The sequence below is a fragment of the Nocardia sp. NPDC058176 genome (assembly GCF_042883805.1).
GTDB lineage: Bacteria > Actinomycetota > Actinomycetes > Mycobacteriales > Mycobacteriaceae > Nocardia.
Window position 1 is genome coordinate 2,067,795 of sequence record NZ_JBHVVA010000001.1, and the last position, 18,493, is coordinate 2,086,287.

Here is an 18,493-nt window from a genome sequence, read left to right on the forward strand (position 1 = left end):
TGGACGAAAAACTAGGGGCGCGGCAACGCCGAACGGACCCGATGCAGTCCGGCCCAACCCATTCCGGCCGCGAACACCGCGAAGACGATCAGGGGCAGAACGACATTCACGGCTCCGCTGCGCGCGGTGAACAGGTCGATGTTGGCCACGATGAGGCCGATGATCGTGGCCAGGCAGATCGCGGCGAGCGCCGAGGTGGTCAGCAGGACCGTGCGACGGCGGCTCGGGGCCCGGCGCAGGAAGTACACGAAGATCGCGACGCTGGCCAGCAGCTCCAGCAGGGGGACACCGATCACGGCTGGGACGCTGGTCATGACGTACAGGTCGAGATAGGGGTCGGCATCGGCGAGCCAGAATCCGGCGATGACGATCAGCGTCGCCGTGGTGTGGGCCAGCCCGGCCTTCCACGGTGCCCCCGATCGCCGGTGCAGGGCGGTGAGCCAGGCCGGTGCTATCGCGTTGGCGCCCATGGTCGCCAGGTATCGGGCAGTCGCGTTGTGGAAGGCGATGATCGATGCCAACCAGCTCGCGAGGACCAGCACTTCGAAGACGTGGACGGCCCATGTCCCCACATAGGTCCGCGTCACCGTGAAGAAGAAGGCGGTGGGATCGGCCGACGCCGCCGCCACCGCACCGGAGTTCCCGTACGCGGTGATCAAGGCCCAGGTGACCAACGAGTACAGGGCAGCGAGCAGCAGGATGACCAGGAACGTCGCCCTGGCGATGGTGCGTCGGTCCCGGACCTCGCGTGCGTAGATGACCGTGGCTTCGAATCCGGCGAACGCGGAGAACGCGACCGCGAACATCGCACCGGCGTGACCATTGAAAACATGGCCGGGCTGCCAGGGCTCGGCCGACAGGCCCTCGGCGCCACCCCGGAAGAGCACCGCGCACACGACGACCACGAGCATGGCGACTTCCACGCAGATGACCACACCGAGCAGGCGAGCATTGGCTTCGACCTGCAAGACACCGCACACCGCCATCAGCACCGTCGCGGCCACTGCCCACAGTGCCCAGTGCACGCGCACACCCAGGACATCGGCACTCGCGATGTCGGCGAAGACGGCGAAGACCCCGATCGCGCCCGTCGCCGCGCACGCGTACGTCGCGACCGCCACGTACGCGGCCCCGACCCCTGGTATCCGGCCCAAGCCCTCGGTCACGAACTCGGACAGACCTCCCGCACCGCGGACCCGGTTGGCCATCGCCACATAGCCCACGGCGAACAGGGCGAGAACCAGCGCGGTCACGACGAACGCCGACACCGTGCCCACGCCACCTCGACCGATCGCCAGCGGCGTCGCGCTCACCACGAATCCCACCGGTGCCGCCGTGGCGATCACGAAGAACACCAGATGGGGTACGCCGAGCACCGCGCGCGGGCCCACCCTCGTCGGCTCGGCCTTCGCCTGCCCTGTCGCCATGCCACGTACTCCTTCTCGGGGATCCTCCGGCGAAGACCTGTCCGCACCGTGTCGCCAAATCGCTTTGGCACTGGTTCCGCCACTGTGCCAAATCGCTTTGGCGACTGTCAAGAGTGCTGGTAGTGTTTCTCGGCATGGCAGGCCGAGCACGGACGACGATCGCGGATGTAGCGAAGGCGGCCGGCGTCTCGGAGACCACCGTCTCGCATGCCCTCAACGGCAAGGGCCGCGTCGACGCGGCGACCAGGGCACGCGTACGTCAGGCGGCGGCCGATCTGCGGTACTCCCCCAGTCGCGCGGCCCGGCAGTTGGCGACGGGAAGCTCCGGCGTCCTCGGCCTTGCCCTCCCCGCCATCGCCCGACTACCGCTGCGCGAACTCATGGACACCGACTGGTACACCTACATGGCGGTGACCGCCAGCCAAGCGGCGTTCGACCGGGGCTGCGCGCTGACGCTGCTGCCGCCCTCGGTGGAGGAGACGAAGCTGCGCCGACTCGGCCTGGACGGCGTCCTGGTTCTCGACCCCGCGCCGGGTGATCGACGGATCGATGTCTTCACCGAGCTCGCGATCCCCGTCGTCGCCCTGGGGCTGGATCCGGAGCACCCCGAGGTTCGTACCGTTGCCCCCGACACACGGCAGGGAATCACCGACCTGTTGGATCACCTGCGCGACCAAGGCGCCCACACCATCGACATCCTCGCCACCGACATTCGATGGCAGTCCGAGACGATCGCCATCGCCACCGCCGAGGACTGGGCAGGCACGACGGCCTGCCGGATCGACGTCCACACCGTCGAGCTGAGCCGCCACACCTCGCGCGAGGGCATCGTGGCCGCCACGCGCCGCGCGGCCACCCGAGCCCTGGAAGCCGATCCACCCCCCGATGCGATGATCGGCCTGTTCGAGGATTTCGGTCTCGGAATCCTCGACGCCGCACACGATCTGAACCTCGAGGTCCCCCGTGATCTGCTGGTGGCCCAGGACTTCGACGGCTTCAAAGCCCGACATGCACGCCCGGCGCTGACCGCCATCGACCTCCACCCCGACACCCAGATGCCCGCGGCGGTCGACCAGCTCCTGTCGAACTCGACCGAACCCACCATCACCACCCCGGCAACGGTTCGGATTCGACAGTCCACCACCCGCAGAACTCCCGACCAGTCCGACGCCGACCTCGTCGCGGTTCCTCGCCCTGGGATGTAGCCGGTGATCGGTCGGCGCTCGAGCTCGGCCTGCTGGACAGCGGGCCGTCCGGCTGACGCAGGATGGGCGGCCCCAACCGCCCGCAGTGGGGTGCCGCTCAGGTGCGGATGGGGTGGCGCCGGTCGAGGTCGAGGTTGAGTTCGACAACGTTCACCCGTGGTGCACCGAGGAAGCCGAGCGTGCGTCCGTCGGTATGCGCGTCGACCAATTCGCGCACCTGCGCCACGGTGATGTCGCGCTCCTTCGCCACCCGCTGAACCTGGATGGCGGCGTACTCGGGAGAGATGTGCGGGTCCAGTCCGCTACCGCTGGCGGTGACGGCGTCGGCGGGCACGGCCGGGTCGGCCGGGGCAGCACCGACGATGGGGATGATCCGGCCCGCCGAGTAATCCGTGCCGGCCTGCGCGCACTCCACGGCCACACCGCGGAACGTACTCAGGAACGGTCGCGTCGGGCAGACCTCGTTGATACTGACCACCTGCACCGGTCGCGAGACCTCACCGTCGGTGTCACGCGGGCCGATCACCGAGAGCACCGCGCCGACACCCTCTTTCGTGCAGAACGGCCGGGCACCGTCGACCCGCTCACGGTCGGCGATCACCGTGGACCGGGTACAGACAGTGGTCAGCAGGCTGGGACGGTCGGCCGAGTCGACGATGTCCTCGGGGCCGAGATTGCTCGCGCCGGTGGTCAGCGGATCGTAGCCCGCGGCCGATGGACGGCTCTGGAAGTACTGCATCAGCGCCTTGCCGTCGGCGTCGGTGAACGACTGCCCGATCAGGCTGGAGCCGACCAGCCGTCCGTCTCGTTCGATGAGCGAACCGTCGGCTCTTTCGTCGAGGCCCGGAAGCTGCGCGACCGCGAAAACCGCTACGGGATAGATGATTCCGGTGATCGCGGTGAGCACGAGCAACGCGCGCAAAGCGGCCAGATGCTGTCGGATCCAGGTCGGCGTACGCATGTCAGGACATCCCGGGGAGGAGTTGGACGAGCAGGTCGATGAGCTTGATGCCGAGGAAGGGCGCGATGACGCCGCCGAGGCCGTAGATCGTCAGGTTGCGGCTCAACAGCGTCGAGGCCTTGCTCGGCCGGTAGTCGACACCGCGCAGGGCGAGCGGGATCAGCGCAACGATGACGAGGGCGTTGAAGATGACCGCGGACAGGATCGCCGACTGCGGGCTGGCCAGGCGCATGATGTTGAGCGCGTCCAGCCCGGGGAACAGGCCGACGAACAACGCGGGGATGATCGCGAAGTACTTGGCGATGTCGTTGGCGATGGAGAACGTGGTGAGCGCGCCGCGGGTGATCAGCAACTGCTTGCCGATCTCCACGATCTCGATCAGCTTGGTCGGATCCGAATCCAGATCGATCATGTTGCCCGCCTCTTTGGCGGCCGAGGTGCCGGTGTTCATGGCGACACCGACATCGGCCTGGGCCAGCGCGGGAGCATCATTGGTGCCGTCACCGGTCATCGCGACCAACCGACCGCCGTCCTGTTCGGACTTGATCAGCGCGAGTTTGTCCTCCGGCGTCGCCTCGGCGAGGTAGTCGTCCACGCCCGCTTCCTCGGCGATCGCTTGGGCGGTGAGCGGGTTGTCGCCGGTGACCATCACCGTGCGGATGCCCATGCGGCGCATCTCGTCGAAGCGTTCCCGCATGCCCTGCTTGACGACATCCTTGAGGTGGATGACGCCGAGCAGCCGCGCCGCGCCGTCGGCGAGTTCGCCGACCACCAGGGGGGTGCCGCCGGAGGCGGAGATGCTGTCGACGATCACCGCGGCCTGGTCGGGAATCGAACCGCCCTGGGCGCGAACCCATTCGGTGACCGCACCGGCTGCGCCCTTGCGCAGCTGGTGCCCATCGGCGAGGTCGACGCCGGACATGCGGGTCTGGGCGGTGAACTCCACCCAGGCCGCGCCGGGCAGCTCGCCCGTGGAACGCTCCCGCTTGTCGAAGGTCTGCTTGGCGAACACGACGATCGACCGCCCCTCCGGCGTCTCGTCGGCCAGGCTCGACAGCTGTGCCGCGTCGGCGAGTTCGTCGTCGCGAATCCCGGGCATCGGCACGAAGTCGGCGGCCTGGCGGTTGCCGAGGGTGATCGTGCCGGTCTTGTCGAGCAGCAGGGTGTTCACATCGCCGGCGGCCTCCACCGCGCGGCCCGACATGGCCAGCACGTTGCGCTGCACGAGCCGGTCCATTCCGGCGATGCCGATGGCCGAGAGCAGCGCCCCGATGGTGGTCGGGATGAGGCAGATCAGCAGCGAGACCATGACGATGCCGGTGATGCCGTGCACGTCCAACGCCGAGGTGTCGGGGACACCGGGGTTGTTCGCCTTCGAGAAGACGGCCAGCGGCTGCAGGGTGGCGACCGCGAAGACGAAGATGATCGTCAGGGCGGCGAGCAGGATGTTGAGCGCGATCTCGTTGGGCGTCTTCTGCCTGCTGGCGCCTTCGACGAGCGCGATCATCTTGTCGATGAAACTGGCACCGGGTTCCTGGGTGATCCGGACGACGATCCGGTCCGAGAGCACGGTGGTGCCGCCGGTGACCGCCGACCGGTCGCCGCCGGACTCACGGATCACGGGCGCGGATTCACCGGTGATGGCCGATTCGTCCACCGAGGCGATGCCTTCGACGACATCGCCGTCACCGGGGATGACCTGGCCCGCTTCGACGACGACGTGGTCACCACGACGCAGTTCGGACGCGGCGATCCGTTCCTCCAGACCGCGGCCTCCAGGTGTCCAGGCGGCCAACCGCCGGGCGACGGTGTCGGTCTTGGCTTTTCGCAATGTGTCGGCCTGAGCTTTGCCGCGCCCTTCGGCGACTGCCTCGGCCAGGTTGGCGAACACGACGGTGAGCCACAGCCACACCACGATGGCCCAGGCGAAGAAGCTCGGATCGGCGATCGCCAGGACCGTCGACCACACCGCGCCGATCTCCACGATCAGCATCACGGGGTTGCGCCACAGCGTGCGCGGATCGAGTTTGCGCAGTGCGTCGGGCAGCGAGGTGAGCAGCAGCTTCGGATCCAGGATGCCGCTGGGTATGCCTGGGGTCCGGTGTTCGGGCCGCGGTGCGGCCGGTGTGTCGAGGGTGGGAGTGGTCATGTCAGTGGATTCCTTCGGCGAGCGGCCCGAGCGCGAGTGCGGGCAGGAAGGTGAGCGCGACCAGGATCACCGTCACGCCGATCACCATGCCCACGAACTGCGGCCGGTGTGTCGGCAGGGTGCCGATCGACGCGGGAGTGGTGCCCTGCTGGGCGAGCGAGCCTGCCAGTGCCAGCACGAAGATGATCGGCAGGAACCGGCCGAACACCATCGCCAGGCCGAGGGCGGTGTTGAACCACTCGGTGTTGCCGGACAGGCCGGCGAAGGCAGAGCCGTTGTTGTTGGCCGCGGAGGTGAACGCGTACAGCACCTCCGACAATCCGTGCGGGCCCGAGTTCAACATGCTCGCCCGTTGACCGGGCAGGGCCATCGCGATCGCGGTGCCGACGAGCACGATCAGCGGACTCACCAGAAAGTACGAAGCGGCGAGCTTGATCTCGCGGGGTGTGATCTTCTTGCCCAGGTACTCGGGGGTGCGCCCGACCATCAGACCGGCCACGAACACCGTGATCACGGCGAGGATGAGCATGCCGTACAGGCCGGAACCGACACCGCCGGGCGCGACCTCACCCAGCTGCATGTTGAACATCGTCATCATGCCGCCGAGGCTGGTGTAGGAATCGTGGAACGAGTTCACCGCGCCGGTGGAGGTGAGCGTGGTCGCGCCGGCGAAGGTGGCCGAATTCGCCACGCCGAAGCGGGTTTCCACCCCTTCCATGGACGCGCCGATCGCGGTCGGAACCGTGCCGTGATGCTGCAGCTGGAACAGGTTGATCAGCGTGATGCTGGCCAGCGCGATGGTGCCCATCACGGCCACGATCGCATAGCCCTGCTTGGTGCTGCCGACCATGCGGCCGAAGGTGCGCGGCAGCGAGAACGCGATCAGCATCAGCAGAAAGATCTCGAGGAAGTTCGTCCAGGTGCCGGGGTTCTCGAACGGGTGCGCGGAGTTGGCGTTGTAGAAGCCGCCGCCGTTGGTTCCCAGTTCCTTGATGACCTCCTGGCTGGCGACGGGCCCGCCGGTGATGGTCTGCTGGGTGCCGCCGACGGTCTGGGCGATCTGATCGTGGAGGTGGAAGTTCTGGATCACCCCGCCCGCGACCAGCACGATCGCGAAGACGAACGCGATCGGCAGCAGGATGCGCAGGGTGCCACGGACCAGGTCGACCCAGAAGTTGCCGAGTTCGCCGGTGTGGCGGCGTGCGAAGCCACGCACCAGGGCCACCGCCACCGCCATGCCGACGGCCGCGGAGACGAAGTTCTGCACCGCGAGGCCTGCCATCTGGACCAGATGGCCCTGGGTGGACTCGCCGGAGTAGTTCTGCCAGTTGGTGTTGGTGACGAAACTGACCGCGGTGTTCCACGCCAGCGCCGGGGTCATCTCGGTGCCCGGATCATCGAGGTGCAACGGCAGCGCGCCCTGCACGAGCTGGAAGACGAACAGAAACAGGATGCCGACGGCCGAGAATGCCAGCACACTGCGGGCGTAGACGCCCCAGGTCTGCTCGACCTCGGGTTTCGCGCCGATGGCGCGGTAGATCAGTCGCTCCACGCGGGAGTGCTCGGCACCGGCGTAGACCCGGTACATGTAATCGCCGAACGGGACATGCACCAGGGCCAGCGCGATGACCAGCGCCGTGACGAACACGACCGCGGCGGTTGTCGTATTCACCTAGAACCTCTCGGGAAAGAGCAGCGCCGCGACCATGAACCCGGCGACGAGCACGGCCAGAACCAGACCGATCAGGTTGGCGATCACAGCTTTTCCACGCCCCGCTGGATCGCGCCCAGCAGCGCAAAAATCGCGACGGTGAGCACCGCGAACACCACGACAGACATTTCCGACCTCCTCGCGCTCCGAGGTGAAGCGCTCAGGTGAGTCAAACCCCAGGATCCGGCTCGGAGCGGTGTCCTTACGATTCCTTAGCGCCGGGAGAGTCGTCCCTTGCGGATTGTTGACACCGGGCTATCGCCGAACGTGAGGATGCCGTCAAAGCTGAGGTGATCGCCGTCAACAAGTCGTAAAGATCGAGCTCGAGCGACTTTCGGCCCGGTAGAAAGGGCGCACCGGCGGTGGCGACAGCGCGCCGGACTCTGATGAGGGAAAGTGAGATCGCGGTGTCTGTGGCGACGGCTGACCATGAAGTACTGCCGGTGCGTCCGCGGGGCGCGGCTCGTTCACACGCGATGATGGACAGGTGAAACGCGGTCAACTGCGCATCTACCTCGGTGCTGCGCCAGGTGTCGGCAAGACCTACGCCATGCTCGGTGAGGCGCATCGACGCCTCGAACGCGGCCGCGACGTGGTGGCGGGTGTCGTGGAGACCCATGGACGCGCCAAGACCGCGGATCTGTTGGAGGGCATCGAGCAGATCGCCCCGAAGCTGACCACCTACCGAGGGACCGAGCTGTCCGAACTCGATGTCGAGGCGGTGCTGGCGCGCAGACCGGCCGTGGTCCTGGTCGACGAGCTGGCTCACACCAACGCCCCGGGCGGCGCGCACGACAAGCGCTGGCAGGATGTCGAGCAACTGCTCGCCGCCGGCATCGATGTCATCTCGACGGTGAACGTGCAGCACCTCGAGAGCCTCAACGACGTGGTCACCCAGATCACCGGCATCGAACAGCGCGAAACCGTGCCCGACGCGGTGGTGCGTGGCGCGGACCAGGTCGAGCTCGTCGATCTCACCCCGGAAGCGTTGCGGCGCAGGCTCTCACACGGCAACGTCTACTCGGCCGACAAGGTCGACGCGGCGTTGCGCAACTACTTCCGGCCGGGCAATCTCACCGCGCTGCGCGAACTCGCGCTGCTGTGGCTGGCCGACCAGGTCGACGCGGCGCTGGCGAAGTACCGAGCCGACCACAAGATCACCGACGTGTGGGAAGCCCGTGAACGGGTGGTCGTCGCGGTCACCGGTGGGCCCGAATCCGAGACGGTCGTCCGCCGGGCCGGGCGGATCGCCTCCCGATCCAGTGCCGACCTCGTGGTGGTGCACGTGGTGCGCGGCGACGGGCTCGCCGGGGTCTCGACCGCGCGGATGGCCAAGCTCGGAGACCTCGCCGCCGGGCTCGGCACGTCGCTGCACACCGTGACAGGCGACGACGTTCCGACCGCCCTGCTCGCGTTCGCCCGCGAGGTCAACGCCACCCAGCTCGTGCTCGGCACCTCACGGCGCTCCCGCTGGGCACGGATCCTGGACGAGGGCATAGGTTCCACGGTGGTGCAGCGATCGGGCAAGATCGATGTGCACATGGTGACCCATGAGGAAGCCAACCAGGGGGTGCGCCGCCCCCTGTCGCGTACGCGGCGGCCCGTGACCGCCTGGCTCGCCGCATTGCTGGTACCCGCGCTGGTCAGTGTGCTCTGCTGGTCCTTCCTCGACAGCGTCCTGGAACTGGGCGGGCTGACCGCGATGTTCTTCGTCGGCGTCGTCGGGGTCGCGCTGCTCGGTGGTGTCGTGCCCGCGGTGGTGTCGGCGCTGCTGTCGGGGCTGCTGCTGAGCTGGTTCTTCACCGTGCCGCGTTACAGCATGTCCATCGCCGAACCCGACAACCTCATCACCGTCATCGTGCTGTTGATCGTCGCGGTCGCGGTCGCGGCGCTGGTCGATGTCGCGACCAAGCGAACCCGGCAGGCGCGCAAGGCCTCCCGGGAAGCCGAGTTGCTGACGCTGTTCGCGGGCGCGGTCCTGCACGGCGCCGACCTGCCCAACCTGCTCGAGCAGGTCCGCGAAACCTATGGCCAGCGCGCGGTGAGCATGCGGTGCGGCGACCTGATCGTCGCCGAGGTGGGTGTGGATCCCCCGCGCCGCCACAGCGAGGCGACCACCGTGATCGAGGCCGGTGACACCACCAGCCTGCTGCTGTTGGCCGGGCATCCGCTGGACCCGGACGAGCGACCGGTGCTCAACGCCGTGGCCAACCAGGCCGCTGGGCTCGTACGCCAGCAGCGTCTCGCCGAGGAGGCCGGCGCCGCGGCCGCGCTGCTGGAGGCCGACCGATTGCGCCGGGCGTTGCTCTCGGCGGTCAGCCACGACCTGCGCACGCCGCTGGCGGGTGCCAAGGCAGCGGTGTCGAGTCTGCGCAGTGACGATGTGGAGTTCTCCGCCGAGGACACCGGGGAACTACTCGAAGCGATCGAGGAATCCGTCGACCAGTTGACCGCCCTGGTGGGCAATCTGTTGGATTCCTCGCGGCTGGCGGTCGGCGTCGTCAGCCCGCGGCTGCGGCAGGTGTACATGGACGAAGCGGTGCATCGCGCGCTGGTCAGCGTCGGCATGGGCGCGCGCGGGGTACGGCGCGCCGCGATGGACCGGGTGAAGGTGGAGGTCGGCGAGGTGTCGGTGCTGGCCGACCCCGGACTGCTCGAACGGGTGCTGGCCAATCTGATCGACAACGCCCTGCGCCATTCCGGGCCGGAGACGCCGGTGCGGATCACCGCCGAACGGGCCGGTCAGCGGGTAGCGATCGCCGTGGTCGACGTCGGTCCAGGCGTGCCCGCGGGCACCGAGGAGCAGCTGTTCGAGCCGTTCCAGCGGCTGGGCGACCGCGACAACTCCACCGGGGTGGGCTTGGGCCTGTCGGTGGTTCGCGGTTTCGTCGACGCGATGGGCGGAACGGTCGGTGCCGAGCCGACTCCAGGCGGTGGGCTCACGATGCTGGTCGACCTACCAGCTCCCGGGAGCGACGACGAAGAGGCACACCTGTGAGTGAAAAGGACACGACCGTGCACACCACGGTGAAGGTACTGATCGTCGACGACGAACCGCAGATCCTGCGGGCGTTGCGGATCAACCTGTCGGTGCGCGGCTACGAGGTCGTCACCGCCGCCGACGGCGCCGCCGCGCTCCGCATCGCCGCGGAGAAGAACCCCGACGTGGTGATCCTGGATCTCGGGTTGCCCGACATCGACGGTGTCGAAGTGCTCACCGGGCTGCGCGGGTGGACCTCGGTACCGGTGATCGTGTTGTCCGCGCGCACCGATTCCGCGGACAAGGTCGAAGCGCTCGACGCCGGGGCCGACGACTATGTCACGAAGCCCTTCGGGATGGATGAACTACTCGCCCGACTGCGCGCCGCCGTGCGGCGTGGCACCCTCGCGACCGAGGACGTCACGCCGGTGGTGGTCACCGATTCGTTCACCGTCGATCTGGCCGCCAAGCAGGTCACCAAGAACGGTGCCGCCATCCACCTCACCCCGACCGAGTGGGGAATGCTCGAGATGCTGGTGCGCCACCGCGGGAAACTGGTGGGCCGCAAGGAATTGCTGCGGGAGGTCTGGGGCCCCGCCTACGCCACCGAAACACATTATCTGCGTGTCTATCTCGCGCAGCTGCGCCGGAAGCTCGAAGACGATCCATCCCACCCCCGCCACCTGCTCACCGAACCCGGCATGGGATACCGCTTCCAGGAGTAGTCAGGGCCGGTCAGGCTCGTCAGCGAGGAGCGCACGCTCGCTCGCCGCGGTCGCGGGGGTGGCGAGGTCCCGCGGTGAACGATAGGCCGTTAGCTGGTCAAGTTTTGACCAGCCGAAATTGAACACCTGAGCCGTCTCTGCGGAGCGTGAACATCTCCGGCACACCGGTCTCATGATCAGGATGCCGTGAATGAGGATGCCTGGACCACAATCGATCCGAGCGCACGACGGCCGTGTCAGTAGAGCGCGCATTCCCACGATTCGATGGCCGCGTGTCCTCTCGGGAGTTCCCCCGTGCAGTAGCGGTAGAGGAAGACCGCGGCGCGGCTCTCGGCGTACTTCTCGTTGATCGGTTCTCCCGCGTCATCGAATTCCAGGACGTTGACGAAGATCGCAAAGCAGGTCTCCATCTGGGAAGGCGAATCCTTCAGCTCGTCCCAGTAGTTGATGCCTTCCAGTATTGGATGACCGACCGAACCGCGGGCGACCCAGCCGGCGAACCGGCGGATCGCCCCTGACGCGCCGTTGCCGAGATTTGTTGCCATTCGGCGAACCTATCCGGTCGGTCCGGTACGCGCACGCACCGATATCGAGGTCTCAGGTTCTGGGAACCAACGCGTCGAGGAGCGTGCGAAAGCGGGGATCGCAACTCTGCTCACGACCGACCCAGGCGCGAATCTGGTGCACGAACTCGTCGCTGCCGCGGACGAGATCCGCGTACCAAGCCGAATCCCGAACCGATTCACAGTGTTCCGAGGCGGCTGCGGCGCGATCCGCGAACGCCGAGGCGACTCGGCATATCGCGAGGACCAGAACGCTCCGGAGACCTTCACGCAGTCTGGGATCGTCGTAGGGGGCTCGGATCACCGACGGATCGATGGCCGCGAGTGAATACGGGTCGTGCCGCGCCCGCGCGGCGCGCGGCCGCCCGTCCGAACCGAACTCGACGGGGCTGCAGTGGCTGCCCTGTACGAGGCTCTCGACGGCGAGGATCGCGGTGCGATGCAGGAATGTGAGCTTCCGGTCGGCCGGTAGCGGACCGCGGATTGGGCAGCCGTCGTTTTCGTTCGTTCCGTCGAGATGGAGTACATAGCCCCGCTTACTGCCGGGGTGCGGGTCCGCGGTGCTCGCCGCGTAAAAGGCGAGGTGTCCTATGAAGGTCGTCTGGGGATAGGCGGCGGCAAGCATCTCCTGGATGCTGCCCTTCAAGGCGGTGTCGACGAGATGGACGACTGATCCGGGAGCTCCGATCGGGACTCCGTTGGCATGGAAATACCCGGTGAGCCGATTCCAGGCTCCGCAGGAGCCACCGCCGTTGTCGACCAGTCGTCGCCGGTAGGGCTCGATACCGGGAAACGCCGCGTCGGTGTTGGTCTCCAAGTCGCGCAGGGCGCTGTCGACCAAGCGACGAGACAGGTACAGCGGGACGCATCGTGCCGCGTAGAACTCGGGAGCGAACGCTGCGAACACATGGCCGAACACGAATCCGTCACGTCCCTGGAAGACGACCGTCGCGCCGGGATCGACCGTGGTCGCCGCAACGATCTCGGTCAACATGTCGACAGCCACCTTCGTCACGAAGGGCGCCAAATATCGTTGGGCCATCAGCACGGCGTCGTGGAAAGCTTCGATCCGCACGGGTGTATCGAAGTCGTAAGCCGCGGAGAGTATCTGAGTGGGCAGCGGATCGAGGCCCAGCGCATCGGCGATCATCGTGCCGAGAGCAGACTCGTCGCCGCGGCGATCGTGGTCACCAGAAGCTGGATCGCGGCGGTGGTCTCCGGCGCGGCCCTGCGATTGTGCTCGATGGTCTCGATCAACTCGGCGAGAGCAGCATGCACCACGTCGAGGGTCGCAGTGAGCAATCGAAGGTCGATATCCGGCCGGGCCGGCATGGGCGTCGTGGTGGGTCCGCTCACCGAAGATTCGTACGAGGGCTTCGCCAGGGTCGGAATGGTGGGGTTCGTCATGAACGTAGACTCGTTTCACCGCCTGATGTCCGGCAACGGTGTCCGGCGCCTTCCCGTGCCGGACAACCCGGCTCGTACAGGTGAGCCGCCGGCTCGTCCGGTGATCGTGTCCGGCGGCGGATCGATGCTCGGAGGTGACGTGGTGGGTCGGGGAGGCGACGCTCGCGCCCGCTTCCACGCGGCGATCGAACGCGCGGTGCGCCATTTCGGCGGCGATCGGGCCGCCGCGGATCGCAGTGGCATCAGTAAGAGCGTGTGGTATGACGCCAAACGAGGGCGCGCGATCCCTGATCGCCAGGCCACTTGGCCCGCGATGCGCGCCGTACTGGTCGAGGCACCCCCGGCGGTGACGAAAGTCGACGACTGGGAAGCGCTCTACTCGAAGGTTCTCGCTGAATGCGGGCGCTCCGACCCCGACCCACCGCGGGAACGTCGGGCGGCCAGCCGTTCGGTGCCGCAGCAGTTGCCCCCGAGCGTCCGGGATTTCGTCGGCCGCGACGAGCAACTCGCGCTGCTGGACGAGTTGCTGGTGCGGCCCCGCGACGCGGGCGTCGCGATGGCGGTGATCACCGGCCGGCCCGGGGTGGGTAAGACCGCATTGGCAGTGCGGTGGGCCGGGCTGCGAAGTGCCAGCTTCTCGGACGGGATCCTCTACGCCGATCTTCGAGGCTGGAGTGTCGGTGGGCCTGTGCATCCCGAGGTGGTCCTACCAGGTTGGCTGCGTGCGCTCGGAATCGATCCGGCCACGGTCCCCGACGATGTGGACAGCCGTTCGGCACTGTTGCGGACCTTGCTCGACGACCGCCGGGTCCTGGTGGTCCTGGACAACGTTCGTGACGAAGACCAGGTCCGCCCGCTGCTGCCCGCCTCGAATTCCTGCGCGGTGCTGGTGACCAGCAGACACATCCTGACGGGCTTGGCTGTCCGTTACGGCGCCGAGATCGTCGAGGTGCCCTACCTGTCCGACGACGAGTCGATGAGCTTGCTTCGGAACTCGCTCGGCGCGCGGGCAGATGCCGAGGAGTCAGCGTCGACGTTGATCTCGCTCTGCGCCGGACTACCGCTGACACTGCAAATCGTCGCGCAGACGCTCAAAGGGCGCCCCGCCCTACCGATGTCGTCGTTCGCGACCGAGTTGGCCGACGACAGCCGTCGACTCAGCGTTCTGGAGCACGACGATCCCGGATCAGACCCGCGCACGATCGTCTCGTGGTCCCACCACCAGTTGCGCGACGACGTGGCGAGGATGTTCGGATCACTCGGTCTGATCCCCGGCACCGGTGTTCACATCGATGCCGTCGCCGCCGTGGCCGGCGTGGACCGTGTGACCGCAGCGCGGCAGATACGCGCACTCGACCGCGCTCACCTGGTCACTCTGACCGATTCCCGTCGCGTCGAGCTACACGACCTCGTGCACTGCTACGCGGCTGAACTCGGTGCGGAATCACGCGACTCCGCCGACGCGGCGCTGGCGCGACTCTTCGATTACTACTTGCACACGACGCGCAGGGCCGACGAACTGCTCGAGCCGCTCCGGTACCGCATCGAGTTGTCGGCGACCAGCGTCGAGGCGACGCCCTTGCACACATTCGAGGAGGCGCTGTCGTGGCTGGAGTCTGAGCAGGCGACGATGGTCGCGCTCTGCGAGCTGGACCTGCCTGCCCTGGACTCGGCGCGCTGGCGGCTGGCATTTCTGCTGCGCGGCTACTTCTTCAGAACCCTGCGCCTCTTCGAGTGGGTGTCCAGCCACGAGCAAGCCGTGCGGGCCACGGTGCGATCGGGCGATCGGCTCGGCGAAGCGATGAGTCGTGCCAACCTCGGAGTGGCTTGGCACAAGCAGGGTGATGACGACGCTGCACTGGCGCAGTTTCGGATCGCACGCGAACTCTTCGACGAGCAGGGCGACATCCGTGGATTCGCCGGCACCTTGGCGCACGAGGCTGCTGTGTGTCGACGTCGCGGGGAGTTCGCCGAAGCGATCCGGCTCGATTCAGCCGCGCTGGAGACGTACCTCGCGGTAGGGACCCGCCGGAACGTAGCGATCACGCTCCGGGGTCTTGGTATCTCGGAGTCCGCCATGGAGCAATGGGTTCGCGCTGCCGAGCACCTCGAACAGTCTCGAATCATCGCGCGCGAGTTGAACATGCACATGGATGCCGCGAGAGCGGCGAACGGACTCGGGTGGCTGCACATACGCGCCGAGAGAACCGCAGCGGCCGAAGCGGCGTTCCGCGACGCGATCGACTCCGATACACGCTCAGGTGGTCGGTACGAGACGGCGGTGGCACTGCACGGCTTGGGAACCGTCGCGAAGTCGCGGGGCTGTGCCGCACAGGCGAAAGACCTGTGGAGGGAGGCTTCGGCAATATTGGAGAGCATGGGCTCGCCCCGGACAGCGGAGGTTCGCGCCGCCTTGGCGAGTCTTTCGGAACCGGGAGCCGGGACTACTCGGGCCGACTGACACGATCGGCGATCCACCGGTGGATGAGCTCCGCTGTCCGCGCATCGTGCGATCCGGCTTCCCCCGTCTCGGTGGCATCCGCGAGCCCCTCGTACGCGTCTCTGGCCAGCACTTCCGCGGATTCGAGCTGCCCGTCGAGATGGTCGGCGAAGGCCAGCGCGTACGCCAGATAGCTGCGCCCGACCAAGGTACGCGGATCGTCGTTCCCGTAGGCCCCGACCAGATGCTCGTGCATCGCCAACGCGGATTCGACCAAGTCGATCTCGTCGTCCACCGCGTCGCCGTCGAGGCGCACTTCCGCGGCCGTTTCGGCTCCGCCCGGCCGATCAGCGGTCTCTCGATCGGCGCCCGTGAGATCGCGGGTGCGTCCCCGAAGGAGATTGGCCATCGTTTGCCTGGTGTCAGGATGATCAGGACCCTGATGGTGCAGCCGTCGAGACAACAGCGCCTCGAAACTGTCATCCCCGCCGTTCATTCAGTTCCTCCTGCACGATCAGCATGTTCTCCAGAGCGTCCATGGTATCGGGGTGCTCGGATCCCAGCGTCTGTGTGCGCCGCTGGTAGACCTCGGTGAGCATCGGCAGTGCCGCCCAGTGGTCGCCCAGCGCGCGATGGCTCAGTCCCAATCCCTGCAGTGCGTCCAGGGCATCCCGATCATCGGGGCGAGCGATGGTTGGCCAACGGTTGCAGGCAAGATTCCACATGCGGTGCGCGACACGTCGGTGGAAGCTCTGCTGACCGGGTGAGTCGCCGAGTCGGCCGCGGAATACCGCGAGGTTGTTCCAGGCAACCACCGTCTCCCGATGCGTGGGACCCATGCTCCGGTGGATCCGTCGGCCCCGGTAGACGCGCACCTGAGTGTTGTAGGCAGCACAGTGGTTCCCCATCTTGTATTGCAGGACAGCGAGATTGTTCGTCACGGTCAGGGTTTCCGGCTCGTACTCACCGCATTCGGCGCGCAGCAGGTCGACCACACGTTCCTTGAGAGGCGCCGCCGCTGCATACTCACCGGCGAATTCGTGAGCGACCGCCAGTCCGTTGAGAGCGACGCAATGCGTGTACGCGCCGACCGTTTCGATCGGGCAGGAGTCGTAGAGCAGTTGGTAGACCTCGAGCGCTCGCCGGTCGAGATCGATGTGGACTCGTCCCGCTTCGTTGAGGAGGTTCCGTTCCTTCTCCCCCACCGGCCAGCGATCGCCGACGAGCTCAACGCCCACCACGGCACGAACGTGCGGCAGGTACTCCCGAACGTGCGGATGCCGTCCGCGCTCGTGGGTGCTCTCCACTGCGGCAGTGAGTTCGGCCGCCGCCGCGTCGCGAAACTTCTGGCGGCCGGCTGTTCCAACCAGCAATCGGACCGCACGCGTGATGAGTGCGTGCATTCGGTACCTCGACTCTTCCGCCTCGAGCAACCCCCGCGCGGACGCCGAGTTGATCCCCGCGAGGAGAAGCTGGTCGTCGGTGCCCGCCACCGACGAGACGATCGAGGTGAGTAGGGCGTGTGAAATCGGCGCCGATGCGAGCGTGCTCGCCCCGAGCACCACATCGCGCCCAGCCTTGTCCAGTGAACGGAAGGAACGCAGCAGGACCCGACTGAACGGGACAGCGCAGCCGGCGGGCAGCCCCGGTGTCGACTGGGCCATTTCGAGTTCGTCGGGCACAGACGCGGTCAACAGGGTGAGCAGATCCGCGTATCCGGTGAAATCCGCCGTGGTGGTCAGACCCGCGGCGATCGTTAGACCAAGAGGATGCTGACCCAGCATCGACACGATCGTGCGGACATCGCTCGATTCCGCAGCCGTGGGGGGACGATAGGCCGTGAGTATTCCTGCAGCCGAGTCAGGGTCGAGTGGTCCCAGCGCTACGGTGGCGGATGCGAATCGTTCGGGATTGCGTGTGGTGATCAGCGTTCGGCCCGCTCCGGTGGGTGCACACAGCGAGATCACATCTTCCGGAGATGCTCCCGTAGGAATGTCATCGAGAATCCACAGGTAGGGCAGACCCAGTGCTTCGAGACCCGCTGCGACCTCGCCCGGCCCCGCTACGTCCAGCCTTTCGGCGATCATGACCAAATGCTCTTCGAAACGGCTTCGCAACGCATACGGGAACGAGGCACCACCCTGGTCGGCGCTACCACCGAAATCGAGCACGAATACGCCGCCGGGATGATCTCGCCCGAACACGCGCGCGTAGTGCAAGCACATCGAGGTCTTTCCCAGACCGCCCGCACCGGTCACCGATACCACAGGTAGCCCGCGATCCCGATTGCGCTCTCGCGCACGCAGTCCCGAATGGATCTCCCACAATTCCGCATACCGCCCACGAAAGAATCGCTCGGTCGGGCGCTCGCGCGGATACCACGTCAGGCGTGGCATCTCCATGGGTGCGTCCCCGAATACCCCCGTTCGCGAGCGCACATTGGTGATGATCTTCTCGACCATGGCCGCAGGTGGCAGTCCCCCGAACGGAAGCCGAGGAGCGGTGAGCTGCTTTGGGCGGACGTCATCGACATCAATTCCTTGCACGATCGCCATCACCCGCGAAGTGTCGCCGCCATCGAGGTGGTCCGCAGCCAGCAACGCGACATGCAATTCCTCACGGCAGTGCGGACTGAGCGCGAAATTCTTCGTCATCAACGCGACGAGTGTGCGCGAGCTCGCCAATGCCGCAGCGATCGATGATGACAACGGGGCCCAGTCCTCGCCTGTGACGACATCCAGGAACACCCGTAGGCCGCGTGCGACGAGCTCGGCGCGAAGTGCGTCGGCCGCGGCGAAGTCCTCGAACTTGTAGCACAGAAAGACGTGATAGAAACTCTCCAGGGAGGCCGGCGGCGGATTCGTCACGGACACCTCGCAACGTCGACGGGAACATGCTCGGCGAATCGGTCTCGATTGCGCCAGG

13 protein-coding genes are annotated in these 18,493 nt (G+C 67.0%); 4 read left to right on the forward strand and 9 right to left on the reverse strand.

What is annotated here, in order from left to right; genetic code table 11:
• Window positions 1–11: 11 nt before the first annotated feature.
• Window positions 12–1,427, reverse strand: a complete 1,416-nt coding sequence (locus ACFVVM_RS09685) for an APC family permease (protein WP_387615389.1) — start codon at window positions 1,425–1,427, stop codon at window positions 12–14.
• 134 nt (window positions 1,428–1,561) lie between these two features.
• Between ACFVVM_RS09685 and ACFVVM_RS09690 the strand changes: the two genes are divergently transcribed.
• Complete coding sequence (locus ACFVVM_RS09690) at window positions 1,562–2,632, forward strand: LacI family DNA-binding transcriptional regulator (RefSeq protein ID WP_387615392.1); 1,071 nt, start codon at window positions 1,562–1,564, stop codon at window positions 2,630–2,632.
• Between the two features lie 97 nt (window positions 2,633–2,729).
• Here the strand turns inward: ACFVVM_RS09690 and ACFVVM_RS09695 are convergent, their stop codons facing one another.
• Genes ACFVVM_RS09695 through kdpA form a run of 3 tightly spaced genes read right to left on the reverse strand, consistent with a single transcriptional unit; the run spans window position 2,730 to window position 7,414 of the window.
• Window positions 2,730–3,593, reverse strand: coding sequence for a potassium-transporting ATPase subunit C (locus tag ACFVVM_RS09695; RefSeq protein ID WP_387615395.1), 864 nt, complete (start codon window positions 3,591–3,593; stop codon window positions 2,730–2,732).
• Window position 3,594: 1 nt separating this feature from the next.
• Window positions 3,595–5,742: a potassium-transporting ATPase subunit KdpB gene (kdpB, locus tag ACFVVM_RS09700; RefSeq protein ID WP_387615397.1), complete on the reverse strand. Its 2,148-nt coding sequence runs from the start codon at window positions 5,740–5,742 to the stop codon at window positions 3,595–3,597.
• Between the two features lies 1 nt (window position 5,743).
• Window positions 5,744–7,414, reverse strand: a complete 1,671-nt coding sequence (kdpA, locus tag ACFVVM_RS09705; protein ID WP_387615399.1) for a potassium-transporting ATPase subunit KdpA — start codon at window positions 7,412–7,414, stop codon at window positions 5,744–5,746.
• A 526-nt stretch (window positions 7,415–7,940) separates the two neighbouring features.
• Between kdpA and ACFVVM_RS09710 the strand changes: the two genes are divergently transcribed.
• Together ACFVVM_RS09710 and ACFVVM_RS09715 are read left to right on the forward strand one after the other, a co-directional pair.
• Complete coding sequence (locus ACFVVM_RS09710) at window positions 7,941–10,451, forward strand: ATP-binding protein (protein ID WP_387615402.1); 2,511 nt, start codon at window positions 7,941–7,943, stop codon at window positions 10,449–10,451.
• A 29-nt stretch (window positions 10,452–10,480) separates the two neighbouring features.
• Window positions 10,481–11,158, forward strand: a complete 678-nt coding sequence (locus ACFVVM_RS09715) for a response regulator (protein WP_387616807.1) — start codon at window positions 10,481–10,483, stop codon at window positions 11,156–11,158.
• Window positions 11,159–11,394: 236 nt separating this feature from the next.
• On the opposite strand, the gene ACFVVM_RS09720 is transcribed toward ACFVVM_RS09715, so the two are convergent.
• Genes ACFVVM_RS09720 through ACFVVM_RS09730 form a run of 3 tightly spaced genes read right to left on the reverse strand, consistent with a single transcriptional unit; the run spans window position 11,395 to window position 13,023 of the window.
• Window positions 11,395–11,703, reverse strand: coding sequence for a hypothetical protein (locus ACFVVM_RS09720; protein ID WP_387615404.1), 309 nt, complete (start codon window positions 11,701–11,703; stop codon window positions 11,395–11,397).
• A gap of 52 nt (window positions 11,704–11,755) precedes the next feature.
• Entirely contained in the window at window positions 11,756–12,871 is a 1,116-nt protein-coding gene (locus ACFVVM_RS09725) for a hypothetical protein (RefSeq protein WP_387615407.1), read from the reverse strand.
• Entirely contained in the window at window positions 12,868–13,023 is a 156-nt protein-coding gene (locus ACFVVM_RS09730) for a hypothetical protein (protein WP_387615409.1), read from the reverse strand. The genes ACFVVM_RS09725 and ACFVVM_RS09730 overlap by 4 nt, the downstream gene beginning before the upstream one ends.
• 28 nt (window positions 13,024–13,051) lie before the next feature.
• On the opposite strand from ACFVVM_RS09730, the gene ACFVVM_RS09735 reads away from it, so the two are divergent.
• Window positions 13,052–15,589 (forward strand): tetratricopeptide repeat protein, encoded by a 2,538-nt coding sequence (locus tag ACFVVM_RS09735; protein ID WP_387615411.1) that lies wholly within the window; start codon window positions 13,052–13,054, stop codon window positions 15,587–15,589.
• On the opposite strand, the gene ACFVVM_RS09740 is transcribed toward ACFVVM_RS09735, so the two are convergent.
• Both ACFVVM_RS09740 and ACFVVM_RS09745 read right to left on the reverse strand, forming a co-directional pair.
• Entirely contained in the window at window positions 15,573–15,977 is a 405-nt protein-coding gene (locus ACFVVM_RS09740) for a hypothetical protein (RefSeq protein WP_387615414.1), read from the reverse strand. The two genes, ACFVVM_RS09735 and ACFVVM_RS09740, sit on opposite strands and share 17 nt — an antisense overlap.
• A 70-nt stretch (window positions 15,978–16,047) precedes the next feature.
• Complete coding sequence (locus ACFVVM_RS09745) at window positions 16,048–18,435, reverse strand: TIR domain-containing protein (RefSeq protein WP_387615416.1); 2,388 nt, start codon at window positions 18,433–18,435, stop codon at window positions 16,048–16,050.
• Window positions 18,436–18,493 lie beyond the last annotated feature (58 nt).

What these genes read in the sequence shown, in the direction of transcription:
- ACFVVM_RS09685 (WP_387615389.1), bottom strand. Translation starts at nt 1,427, where the DNA reads ATGGCGACAGGGCAGGCGAAGGCCGAGCCGACGAGGGTGGGCCCGCGC.
- ACFVVM_RS09690 (WP_387615392.1), top strand. Translation starts at nt 1,562, where the DNA reads ATGGCAGGCCGAGCACGGACGACGATCGCGGATGTAGCGAAGGCGGCC.
- ACFVVM_RS09695 (WP_387615395.1), bottom strand. Translation starts at nt 3,593, where the DNA reads ATGCGTACGCCGACCTGGATCCGACAGCATCTGGCCGCTTTGCGCGCG.
- kdpB (WP_387615397.1), bottom strand. Translation starts at nt 5,742, where the DNA reads ATGACCACTCCCACCCTCGACACACCGGCCGCACCGCGGCCCGAACAC.
- ACFVVM_RS09720 (WP_387615404.1), bottom strand. Translation starts at nt 11,703, where the DNA reads ATGGCAACAAATCTCGGCAACGGCGCGTCAGGGGCGATCCGCCGGTTC.
- ACFVVM_RS09725 (WP_387615407.1), bottom strand. Translation starts at nt 12,871, where the DNA reads ATGATCGCCGATGCGCTGGGCCTCGATCCGCTGCCCACTCAGATACTC.
- ACFVVM_RS09735 (WP_387615411.1), top strand. Translation starts at nt 13,052, where the DNA reads ATGGGCGTCGTGGTGGGTCCGCTCACCGAAGATTCGTACGAGGGCTTC.
- ACFVVM_RS09740 (WP_387615414.1), bottom strand. Translation starts at nt 15,977, where the DNA reads ATGGCCAATCTCCTTCGGGGACGCACCCGCGATCTCACGGGCGCCGAT.